The sequence below is a fragment of the Granulicatella elegans ATCC 700633 genome (genome assembly GCF_000162475.2).
GTDB lineage: Bacteria > Bacillota > Bacilli > Lactobacillales > Aerococcaceae > Granulicatella > Granulicatella elegans.
Map to the genome: position 1 here is coordinate 1,100,376 of NZ_KI391971.1, position 11,650 is coordinate 1,112,025.

Here is an 11,650-nt window from a genome sequence, read left to right on the forward strand (position 1 = left end):
ACTTCCCCCTAACTATTGTTTTATAAAGTATAGGAAAGCAATTCCCAAACAAAACACATTCACTAAATAACAAATTGTAAAATAAATTCGGTGAGTTTTATGGTGGAATACGAGCATTCCTAGTATTCCACCAATTCCCCCACCTATGATTCCTAATGTTAATAATCTTCTTTCAGGTATCCGCCACTTTTTTCGTTTGGCTGCTCTCTTATCAATTCCCATTAAAAGAAATAATAAAAGATTTATCAATAGTACATATCCTAAAAATAACGACAGAATATTACTCAACTGGTACAGCCTCACAGCTAGTTCCATTTAATTGACCAATTTCAAAAATATATTGACCAGTTTTTGTCACTAAACAAGGAACACCTACCAATCCCCATTGTTTACGACCTTCAAATTGTGGTTTATCATCTCTTAAACGAATAAATTCTTTTAAATTTGCCATACTTGCAGTAATATCTACCTCACGATAGCTAATATTTTGTCTTTGTAACTCCTCTACAAATGCTTTAGTATCTGGACATAAACTACTAAAATATAATACATGTTCTTCCATCTTAAAAACTCCCTATTTTCCTAAAATTTGTTGTAAAGCTTGTCTTGCTAATTGATCAGCACCTCGGTTTTCCTTTTCAGGAATCCATTCTAAAAATAGTTGAGGAAAAAATTGAAGTTCTCCCTGAACTTTTTTTAGAATCTCTTGGTAAGCTACTTGTTTCGTATAATTTTTTTCAATCGCCATCATCGCAAATTTCGAATCAGAATTTAAAAAAATCATATCATGATGCCATTCTTTTTCCTGAAGAATAATTAAAGCACGATAAATCGCCCATAATTCTGCTTGATGATTATCCATTAATTGTTCAGAATTTTCTTTAAATAAAAATTGTTGTTTTTCATATAAAATTTCAATTCCAATTCCAACTTTCCCTGGATTTCCATTTACAGCAGCATCTGTTCTTACTCGAATCATTCAGAAACTACTACACTTACATGAGTAGCTTGAAGTCCATGAGCACCTTGTGCAATTTCAAATTCTACTCTTTGTCCTTCCTTTAAAGTCTTAAATCCTTCAGATATAATGCCAGTAAAGTGAACAAAAATATCTTCATCTGTATCAGTGACTGAAATAAAACCATAGCCTTTTTCATTACTAAACCATTTTACGATTCCTTTTTTCATGATGAAAACCTCCAGCCTTTTCTATTATTAGACAGCTTTTATCTCATTATATACGTTCTAATTCTTTTTTTAAAATGATTTGTTTCAAGTCTATTTTCAGTATTTACTTTTTCGAAAATCATCATATTGTTTAACAAAAGTAGCATCATCAAAAAATAAACTTTGCATTAAGTCTTCTTTTTCTGAAAAATATTTTACCCATTCTTCAAAAGAAGAAATATACTCCTCATGAAATGGATATAATCGAATCGTGTCTTGCATCCATTTTTGAGCTAACATCGTAGCCTCTTCCATTGAATAGTGATTCATCAATTCATTTAGTAACACAGATTCTTCTTTATACAAAGGTGATTTCGAAATAGATAACAATTTATCTCGTTCGATTCGTTTCATTTCACCATTCCATAATATTTGGATAGCCTTAAATGTCCCTGATTCCAACCATTCATCTAATAAAATTGCTTTATCAAACATTGGCGTATATGGATGAATTAAAAATAATTGAATCACATACTCTTTTTGTTTCAATGTAGAATCAATTAAAACTTGAGAAATATAATGAATTTCTTCTACAGAAAAAATTTTATCCTGCTTTTGTAATGCTTCTCCTATTTCTTGTAACTGCTGAATTTTATCTTGTTGATTTTTCAATTTTTGATTCATCATTTTCAGTTGAAGAGTGTTTATCCAAGGATACTCTAAATGCTGAGAATCTCTTAATAACTCTTCTACTTCTTCAAATCGATTCATAAAGATTAACGCTTCAATATAGACCGATAAGTACTTTTCTTCCTTTAAATCAAACTCTTCTACTAGCCAAATAATTTCATTCCAATCTTGGGTGCGACATAATAAATTCCATAATTTTTCTAATAATTGATTGGAATTTGTCTTAATATATCCTTTTTCTAACCAATCAATAGCGCCGATTAAATCCTCTTCTTTCTTGCATTGATTCGCTTTTTGTATATAAAATTCTTCTTGATTTGGAAACTCAATTGTATTTCCCATTATTTTCCTCCTCTTTAAAAGAAAAACAGACTAATCCAAGATTAGTCTGCCTCAGCATCATCTGGTAAAAATTCAATAATATCTTTAAAATTCACGATGGTGCGGTCTTCACAAATATCTTTCATAACGGTCGTAGAAGATTCCCAGTCAATAATCACGACTGCACTATTGGAAAGTAACTTATAAATCACACCGTACATTTGTTGCTCTCTAAACGTAAAATGAATTCGATCTCCTACATCTGGGCGAATCGAATCTTTTACTCGTTTTATCACAACAAGAACTTCTTCATATGATATACCCAATATATGTGCAATACGAGATTTGCTAGTTCCTTTACGAAGTTCCGTTTCAACGATTCCTTGAACTTTTTTTGTCACTTTAAGTGCCATCTCTATCGCCTCTTCCCACGGGCCTTCCAAATCCAACACATCTACAATATTACTAAGTTTAGTATAGCACAAAAGGAGTTTGTTGTCAGTTGAAAAGTCTTAAAAACATTGTTATTATCACATTTTTAAGCAATAAAGACGAAGTTGTTAGGAATTTTTGTTAACGTTTCAATTTTTATATTAAATAATTAATGAATGATTTTATACTTCTCTTTGTCCAAACGCACACATTTCTAATAAGGGACATTCATGACATTTTGGTTTTCGAGCAATGCAATGATATCTTCCAAAGAAAATCATCCAATGATGCGCTCTCGACCATAGTTCTTTCGGAATTTTTCGACATAAAGTTTCTTCTACTTCTAACACTGTATCTTTTTGCCTACAAATTTGTAATCTTTTGGAGATTCTCTCAACGTGAGTATCTACCGCAAACGCTGGAATATTAAAGGCAACACTCATCACTACATTAGCAGTTTTTCTACCCACACCTGCTAAACTAACTAATTCTTCTCTAGTACAGGGAACTTCACCATCAAATCGTTCCATTAACTGTTGAGCACAAAGACGAATATTTTTTGCCTTATTGCGATACAATCCTAAAGACTGAATACATTCAATCACTTCTTCTTCACTTGCTGCTGCTAAACGAGCTGGAGTTGGAAATCTCTCAAATAATTTTGGAGTAACTTTATTCACACCTACATCTGTTGCTTGAGCACTTAAAATTGTTGCAATTAATAGTTCAAAAGCATTGCGATGGTTCAACTCACAATGAGCATCTGGAAATAAATCCCCCATTGTTTGAACTGCTTCAATCGTTTTTGTTTTTGATAACATAACCTTCCTCCATCATTCCAACCAATTATCTAATGGCACTTGAGGAATCGGTGTTGTTTCTTTTGGCTTTGCTGTGAAATTGCCATTTCTCATACGATTCTTATCTTGAATGACTTGTTGAACCGTTTTGAACCCTTTTCTTTGCCATGTTAATAGAATCTTATCCATATACTTCAAGGTAAACACTTGATTTAAAACAGCTTCTTTTAAAGCTGCTAAAATTAAATCATAAGAATATTCATCTTTATCAATCCAACTTTTAATCATTTGAATTTCATACGAACTAATGGGTCTTCCAAATTCTTTTTCAATCACAAAAATTAAATTTGGATTATCAGTTTCAGACTTTTTAGCAACTTCTTGGCGATGTAAAATTTCTAATTGTTGAAATAAAGGAGCTAAACTATAATACTCTTCTCTTTTACCTTCTTCATTTTCTTTTTGGGTAACAGATACCACTTGTCGATCTAATAAATGCTGAATAATTTGAAATAAAGTATTTTCTGTAATCGAAAAAACATCACAGACTTCTTCTACATTCAACGGAAAATATTCTGAAGTTGAATGTTGTAACCACCAAGCGAGCATTAAGCATTCTTGAGCAGTTAATTGTAATTTTTGATAATATCGGATGAATGGATTTGGAACGTTCGTTCCTCCTTGATACATCCAAAATTGTTGAAATGTTTGTTCCAAAATTTTCACCTCTTTTTCTGACATAAAAACCGATTTCTAGAAACTCTAAAAATCGGTTTGAAATTGTCTATTTTATGGGAAAATACGGTTTAATAAACGTGGGAATGGAATTGCTTCACGAATATGTTTCGTACCTGCAACGAATGTTACCATTCTTTCTAATCCTAGTCCGAATCCTGCGTGAGGAACTGAACCATATTTTCTTAAATCTAAATAGAATGCATAATCATCTGGATTTAAGCCATTCTCTTTAATTTTTTCATATAATTTATCATAGTCCACTTCACGCTCAGAACCACCGATAATTTCTCCATATCCTTCTGGAGCTAATAAGTCTGCACATAGTACACGACTTTCATTACCAGGTACTGGCTTCATGTAGAATGCTTTAATATCTGCAGGATAGTTCATAACGAATGTTGGAACTCCAAAATGGTTTGAAATCCAAGTTTCGTGAGGAGAACCAAAGTCATCTCCATGTTCTAAATGTTCATAATCTGTATCTTCATCCGCTTCATGAGCTTGTAATAAATCAATCGCTTCATCATAAGAAATACGTTTAAATGGTTCGCTCACATATTTCTTCAATAATTCTACATCTCTTTCTAATGTTTCAAGAGCATGAGGAGAACGGTCTAAAACTCCTTGAATTAATGCTTTTACATAAGCTTCTTGTAAATCTAATGATTCGTCATGAGTCACGAATGGATATTCAGCATCCATCATCCAGAATTCTGTTAAGTGACGACGAGTTTTTGATTTTTCAGCACGGAATACTGGTCCAAAGTCGAATACTGGACCGAATGCCATTGCTCCAGCTTCTAAGTATAATTGACCTGATTGAGATAAGAAAGCTGGGTCTCCAAAATAATCTGTTTCAAATAATTCAGTTGTATTTTCTGCTGCATTTCCAGATAAAATTGGACTATCAAATTTAATAAATCCATTTTGATCAAAGAATTCATATGAAGCATAAATAATAGCATTACGAATTTGCATAATCGCATGTTGTTTACTTGAACGTAACCATAAATGACGGTGGTCCATTAAGAAGTCCGTACCGTGCTCTTTTGGAGTAATTGGATATTCATGACTTTCTCCAATCACTTCTAATCCTGTTACTAATAATTCATACCCTAATCTTGAACGAGTATCTTCTTGTACAACACCTGTTACATAAACAGCTGTTTCTTGTGTTAATGATTTAGCAATTTCAAACACTTCTTCTGGAACATCGCTTTTTACAACAATTCCTTGAAAATAAGTTGCTCCATCACGTAATTGTAAGAATGCAATTTTCCCACTTGAACGTTTATTAGCTACCCAAGCTCCAATTAGGACTGTTTGTCCAACATAATCTTTTGCTTGGTTCATTCTGATTTTTTTCAAAATAATCCCTCTTTCTACAAATAATTTCTAACAAATTGATTCATTCTTTGAGCGGCATTTTTTAGTTCTTCTTCACTACTTGCACAACTTAATCGCAAGTAACCAGTGCAACCGAAGTTTTCACCTGATACAGTCGCCACTCCAACTTCCTCTAATAATTTTAATGCAAATGCATCTGAAGATTCAACTCCAACTATTTTCATCGCTTCTTGAATATTCACAAATAGATAAAAAGCTCCTCCAGGTTTTACACATGACATACCTGGAATTTCCTGAATGAGTGCATGGAATAATTCAATCCTCTTTTGGAATTGACGACGCATCGCTTCTTTATCTTCTTGTAAATCTTCCTGAAAAGCACGAATCGCAGCATATTGAACAACCGCAGCTGGATTACTCGTTGTATGACTAGTTAAATCATTCAATGCACGAATCACTTCCAATGGACCGAAGGCATATCCTAATCTCCAACCCGTCATTGCAACAGATTTCGATAATCCATTAATGACTAGTGTATTATTTTGAATTTCTTCAGATAGACTTGCCACACTAATACTTGGCACATCATAAACCAATTCATAATAAATTTCATCAGCAATAACAAATACTTGATGGTTTAATGCCCATTGACTAATTTCATATAATTCTTCTTTTGAATACGTTAATCCTGTCGGATTAGAAGGAGAATTTAAAACTAATACCTTAGTTTTATCTGTTAAAGCTTTTTCTAACAAATCAACCGTTAATTTAAAGGCATTCTCCTCACTCGTTTCCACAAAGACCGGAATCCCTTGCGCTAATGTAATTTGTTCTGCATAACTAACCCAATAAGGAACTGGTACTATGACTTCATCTCCTGGGTCAATTAATGTTTGAAATGCAGAATATAACGCAAACTTTGCTCCAGCAAAAACAGCAACCTGTTGTTTATCAACTTTCACACCATCTTTTCTTAAATGAAAATTACTAATTGCTTGTTTTAATTCATCTAAGCCCAGAGTAGGTGTATAATGATCGGTTTCATGTTTCAGTAATGATTCAATTGCCGCTTGTGTAATTTTTTCAGGAGTATTAAAATCTGGCTCACCAATTGATAAGCTAATAATATCTTTTCCTGAAGCTTTTAATTCTCTTGCTTTTTGTGTCATCGCTAATGTTCCCGAAGGTAGTATTTTAGCGACACGTTCTGAGATTTTTACCATAATAACCTACCTTTAAATATTTTCAATATCTTTAATCCATTGGCCATTTTTGGCAGAAATATAATAATATCCAATACGTTGATTTTTTGTTCGATAATTGACTTCCCATACTGGTTCGTCTTTTATCATTCCCAATCTTGCTTCTAAAATCTCATCTGTATGTTTCGCTTCTTTTGTAATAGAGCGTGCTTCTTGTTCATTAATAACAGCATCCTGTTGTAATACGGTTACTTCTTTTTTATCTGGAGAAACAATCGCGTATAATGGTTGACCTTCTGTCGTAATTCCAGCTAATGAATAATAAGTTTCCTCTGTATTAAACCAATAAAAGTCTGTAATTTTAGTGAACTGAACTTTTTGAGCAGCAATTTCTACCGCTAAATCTTTAGCCTTTAATTTTTCTGATTGGCTTAAATAAAAAATTCGAGCAGCTCCAAAAAATATTACTAAAAACGTGCAGACGAAAAGCAACATCGTACGTCTTCTCATGGATGCACAACCTTTTCTAATTTTTAAATTCAGATAGCTTTATTATACGATAAGCCAGTAAAAAGCACCAGTATTTTATAAAATATGATGAAAAAAGATAGCTTCCGAATTGGAAGCTATCCTAACGATTATACACATCTATTTTTTTCTACAATGACTTGGCATTCACTAGTTCCTGATAATTCCTTATCTTCTGGAATTTCAACGCTTTTATCTGTAATAACGTAGTTCAATTTAGCACCTTTTTTTATAATGGAGTCTGCCATAATAATACTGTTTTTTACAACAGCACCTTCTTCAATAATTACATCACGAAAAATAATACTATTTTCAACAGTTCCATTAATACAAGAACCATCTCCTAAAAGTGAACTTTTCACTTTAGAATGCTCCCCATAATGTGTAGGCACACTATCTTGAACTCTTGTTAAAATATCTGTTCCACTATCAAATACTGTCGTTAAAGTTTCTGGCTTTAATAAATCCTGATTGAAATCAAAATAATCTTTTACACTATTAATAACTTTTGAATATCCTTTAATTTCATATGCATAAACATTTAAAGTATCTAAATTTTTAGAAATATAATCTCTTAAAATATCTTCCCATCCAAGAGTCATTCCTTTTTTTATAATAGCGTTTAACAATTCTTTTGTCGTAATATAAATTTTTGCTTGTGTAGCACAAGTTTCATTTGAACCATTAAAGTGATATAAACTCTCATATACTTTATGATCCTTGTCAAAAATAATTTGAGATTCTCCAATTTCAGGTTTACGATAGTGATAAGCTACTGTAATATCAGACCCTGTATCAACATGATATTGGAACATTTCTTTAAAATCAATTGTTCCAATAATATTCGCATCTGCTAAAATACAATACTCTTCTTTTAAATTTTCTGTATAAATCATTGTATTCACTAATGCTTCAATTTTATTTTGAGGAATACGAGTAGATAAATAGTTCGATAAAGGTGTTAGTAATGTTAATCCACTATTTTTTCTATTTAAATCCCAATCTTTTCCCCAACCAACATGATCTCTTAATGATTTATAATTATGATTTGTTAAAATTCCGATATTGTCTATTCCTGCTTTTACTAAGGACGATAACATAAAGTCTACTAAACGATATCTGGAACCAACTGGCAGAGAAGCTAAAGTTCTTGAACGAACTAATCCGTGTAAATCATCTTGTCTATAATTATCCGCAAATAAAATCGCAAAAGCTTTAATCATTTTAGCAACCTCCCGCTTTCTTCGGTTCTGTGACGACTTCATTGCGCCCAATTACCGTAATCATATCTTTTCCTAATTCAATTTTTTCATGTCCAATAGATACACCTGCTTTAATAACTGCTCCTTCAGCTACAATGGAGTGATATACACTAGCTCCTTTTTCAATCGTAGCATTTTGCATTATAATACTGTCTTTTACAACAGCATCCTCTGCTATAACTACCCCTGAAGAAATAATTGAATCTTTTACTTGTCCAAATACTAAAGTACCATCAGAAATCATAGAAGATTGAACATCAGCATGTTCCCCTAAAAATTGTGGTAAACGACCTTCATGGCGATAATAAATTCTCCAAGTTTTATCATCGATATCAAAAGCTTCACGAGCTTTAATCAAATCCATATTAGCTTCCCATAAACTTTCAATAGTACCTACATCTTTCCAATAACCTTCAAATGGGAATGCATATATTTTCTTTTCTTCTTCAAGCAACATTGGAATGATATTTTTACCAAAATCTTTTTCACTTTCTGGATTTGCTTCATCACGAATTAAATATTCACGTAACACTCTCCAATTGAAAATATAAATACCCATTGAAGCTTTTGTTGAAATTGGATTTTTTGGTTTTTCTAAAAACTCCACAATTCTTAAATCTTCATCTGTATTTAAAATACCAAAACGATGAGCTTCTTCCATTGGAACATTAATATGTGCAATTGTTAAATCTGCCTCTTTTTCCTTATGAAATTCTAGCATCTTGTTATAATTCATTTTATAAATATGATCCCCAGATAAAATTAAAACATATTCAGGTTCATATTGTTCAATATACTTAATATTTTGGTAAATTGCATGTGCTGTTCCTTTATACCATTCCCCTGTTTTACCAGCAGTATAAGGAGGTAAAATAGACAATCCTCCATCCATTCTATCTAAATCCCATGGTTGTCCATTTCCCATATATGAATTCAATTCTAATGGCTTGAATTGTGTTAAAACCCCAACTGTTGAAATTCCAGAATTTGCACAATTAGACAATGGAAAGTCAATAATACGATATTTCCCACCATAAGGTACAGCTGGTTTAGCCATATCTTGAGTTAAAACTTGTAAACGAGTGCCCTGTCCTCCTGCTAGTAACATTGCGACCATTTCTTTTTTTCTTGCCATATGTACATCCCCCACCTTATTATTTTATTCTTTCAAAGTACATTGTTGAAAAAGCTGGTATATCTATCTGAAGTGTATACGGAAATTCCCCACATTGTTGCTCAATTGTTTTTAGCTGTGCTACTTGAATTCCTTGCCCTCCAAATTTATCTTCATCAGAGTTTAATACTAATCGATAACGTCGTTCATCATTAAATCCAATCCAATATTGGTTCCAATTTACTCCTGAAAAATTAGAAATGACTAAAATTTCCTGCCCATTTTTTGCTTTTCTTGAAAAAGCAAAAATATTATGATCAGCGTCATCTACTACATGCCATTCAAAACCATCCCAACCTCCATCTTGTTGCCAAAATGCTGGAGTTTGTTGATAGAAAATATTTAATTCTCTAACATAATCATGAGTTTTTTTATGAAGAGGATAATCTAGTAAAAACCAATCTAATTCTCTTTTTTCATCCCATTCAATAAATTGCGGAATTTCAGTTCCCATAAATGTTAATTTCTTTCCTGGGTGTGCAAACATATATCCTAAAAATGTTTTAAAATTAGAAAACTTTTCTTCATAAGAAACAGGATTTTTATCTAATAATGATTTTTTCCCATGAACAACTTCATCATGAGAAATTGGTAAAATAAAGTTTTCAACAAATGCATAACACATTGAAAAAGTTAGTTTATTATGACACCCTTGACGATAAACTGGATTTGTTTCAATATAATCTAAGCTATCATTCATCCATCCCATATTCCATTTAAAATGGAAACCGAGTCCACCATCTTCGACTGGAGCAGTAATCTTAGGATACGCAGTCGCTTCTTCAGCAACCATCATGACACCTGGATAATTTTCTCTTACATATTGATTTAAAGTTTTGAAGAAATCTAATACCTCTAAGTTTTCATTTCCACCATAAATATTTTTAGCTGCTAAATGTTCTGGACGATCGTAGTTTAAAAATAGCATTGAACTAACAGCATCTACTCGTAATCCATCTAGATGGAATTCTTTAATCCAATAATTAGCACTCGAGAATAAGAAAGAACAAACTTCACCACGTCCGTAGTCAAATACTCGTGTGCCCCAAGATTTATGTTCTTTCTTCCGTTCATCAGAGTATTCATAACAACACTGTCCATCAAATTCATATAATCCAAATTCATCTTTTGTAAAGTGACCTGGCACCCAATCTAATAGAACACCAATCCCATTTTGATGAGCTTTATCAATTAAATATTTAAAATCATCTGGCGTTCCATAACGAGATGTCACAGCAAAATATCCTGTTACTTGATACCCCCATGAAGGATCGTATGGATACTCTGTAATAGGAAGAAGCTCTATATGCGTATAGTGCATTTGTTTTACATAGGGAATTAAAGTATCTGCAATTTGTCTATAACTACAAAATCCTCCATTTTCACTATGCTTCCATGAACCTAAATGAACTTCGTAAATATTAAGCGGTTGTTGATAAGGAATCGTTCTATTTTTAATCCAGCTTGCATCATTCCAAGTATAATTTGAATTTTCATATACTTTAGAAGCTGTTTCTGGACGAGTTTGTGTATGTCTTGCATAAGGGTCTGACTTCCACAACATTCTTCCATCCGAAGTCTTAATGATATACTTATATGCATCATAGGATTGAACATTTGGTACAATCCCTTCAAAAATCCCTTCATTCGTTATTCTTGTTAACTCATATGCCGTTGGATTCCACCCACAAAAATCTCCCGAAACAAATACTTGTTGTGCATGTGGGGCCCAAACTCTAAACGTACATTGGTTTTCTTCAAGGAATGAACCTAAAAATTCATATGCATGAAAATTCTTTCCTTCATGAAACAAATATTTGTCCAAAGTATGTTCCATACGCATACCTCCCTTCCTAAAATCAATACGTTTTACTTTTTGTGATAAGCGTTTTCATTATTTTGTACAATAAAAACCTTTTAATCGTATTTTTCCGTTTACTTATGGCTTAATTATAGCATATCCTTGATTATTTTCGTATATTTTTTTCA

The 11,650-nt window shown here is 32.4% G+C and carries 14 protein-coding genes; all 14 read right to left on the minus strand.

What is annotated here, in order from left to right; genetic code table 11:
* Positions 1-12: 12 nt before the first annotated feature.
* A complete protein-coding gene (locus HMPREF0446_RS05235) occupies positions 13-315 on the minus strand; it encodes a DUF1294 domain-containing protein (protein ID WP_051349238.1) in 303 nt (100 codons plus the stop codon).
* On the minus strand, positions 281-562 hold the full coding sequence (locus HMPREF0446_RS05240) for a glutaredoxin (RefSeq protein ID WP_006702440.1): 282 nt from the start codon (positions 560-562) through the stop codon (positions 281-283). Before HMPREF0446_RS05240 ends, HMPREF0446_RS05235 begins: the two co-directional genes overlap by 35 nt.
* Before the next feature lie 12 nt (positions 563-574).
* Entirely contained in the window at positions 575-979 is a 405-nt protein-coding gene (locus tag HMPREF0446_RS05245) for a ribonuclease HI family protein (RefSeq protein WP_006702439.1), read from the minus strand.
* On the minus strand, positions 976-1,188 hold the full coding sequence (locus tag HMPREF0446_RS05250) for a cold-shock protein (RefSeq protein WP_006702438.1): 213 nt from the start codon (positions 1,186-1,188) through the stop codon (positions 976-978). Before HMPREF0446_RS05250 ends, HMPREF0446_RS05245 begins: the two co-directional genes overlap by 4 nt.
* 96 nt (positions 1,189-1,284) lie before the next feature.
* Positions 1,285-2,199: a hypothetical protein gene (locus HMPREF0446_RS05255; protein WP_006702437.1), complete on the minus strand. Its 915-nt coding sequence runs from the start codon at positions 2,197-2,199 to the stop codon at positions 1,285-1,287.
* Positions 2,200-2,240: 41 nt separating this feature from the next.
* Complete coding sequence (locus HMPREF0446_RS05260) at positions 2,241-2,591, minus strand: hypothetical protein (protein WP_006702436.1); 351 nt, start codon at positions 2,589-2,591, stop codon at positions 2,241-2,243.
* A gap of 201 nt (positions 2,592-2,792) precedes the next feature.
* Positions 2,793-3,431 (minus strand): endonuclease III, encoded by a 639-nt coding sequence (gene nth / locus HMPREF0446_RS05265; protein ID WP_006702435.1) that lies wholly within the window; start codon positions 3,429-3,431, stop codon positions 2,793-2,795.
* A 12-nt stretch (positions 3,432-3,443) separates the two neighbouring features.
* Positions 3,444-4,127, minus strand: coding sequence for a DnaD domain-containing protein (locus HMPREF0446_RS05270; protein WP_006702434.1), 684 nt, complete (start codon positions 4,125-4,127; stop codon positions 3,444-3,446).
* A 72-nt stretch (positions 4,128-4,199) separates the two neighbouring features.
* A complete protein-coding gene (gene asnS, locus HMPREF0446_RS05275) occupies positions 4,200-5,501 on the minus strand; it encodes an asparagine--tRNA ligase (RefSeq protein ID WP_040507901.1) in 1,302 nt (433 codons plus the stop codon).
* 29 nt (positions 5,502-5,530) lie between these two features.
* Positions 5,531-6,718: a pyridoxal phosphate-dependent aminotransferase gene (locus HMPREF0446_RS05280; protein WP_006702432.1), complete on the minus strand. Its 1,188-nt coding sequence runs from the start codon at positions 6,716-6,718 to the stop codon at positions 5,531-5,533.
* Positions 6,719-6,730: 12 nt separating this feature from the next.
* Positions 6,731-7,207: a cell wall elongation regulator TseB-like domain-containing protein gene (locus HMPREF0446_RS05285; RefSeq protein ID WP_020991382.1), complete on the minus strand. Its 477-nt coding sequence runs from the start codon at positions 7,205-7,207 to the stop codon at positions 6,731-6,733.
* Positions 7,208-7,335: 128 nt separating this feature from the next.
* Positions 7,336-8,448 carry a glucose-1-phosphate adenylyltransferase subunit GlgD gene (glgD, locus tag HMPREF0446_RS05290; protein ID WP_006702430.1) on the minus strand — a complete coding sequence of 371 codons (1,113 nt, stop codon included), beginning with the start codon at positions 8,446-8,448 and terminating at the stop codon, positions 7,336-7,338.
* Position 8,449: 1 nt separating this feature from the next.
* On the minus strand, positions 8,450-9,622 hold the full coding sequence (locus tag HMPREF0446_RS05295) for a glucose-1-phosphate adenylyltransferase (protein ID WP_020991383.1): 1,173 nt from the start codon (positions 9,620-9,622) through the stop codon (positions 8,450-8,452).
* A gap of 19 nt (positions 9,623-9,641) precedes the next feature.
* Entirely contained in the window at positions 9,642-11,498 is a 1,857-nt protein-coding gene (glgB, locus tag HMPREF0446_RS05300) for a 1,4-alpha-glucan branching protein GlgB (RefSeq protein ID WP_020991384.1), read from the minus strand.
* Between the last annotated feature and the right edge of the window lie 152 nt (positions 11,499-11,650).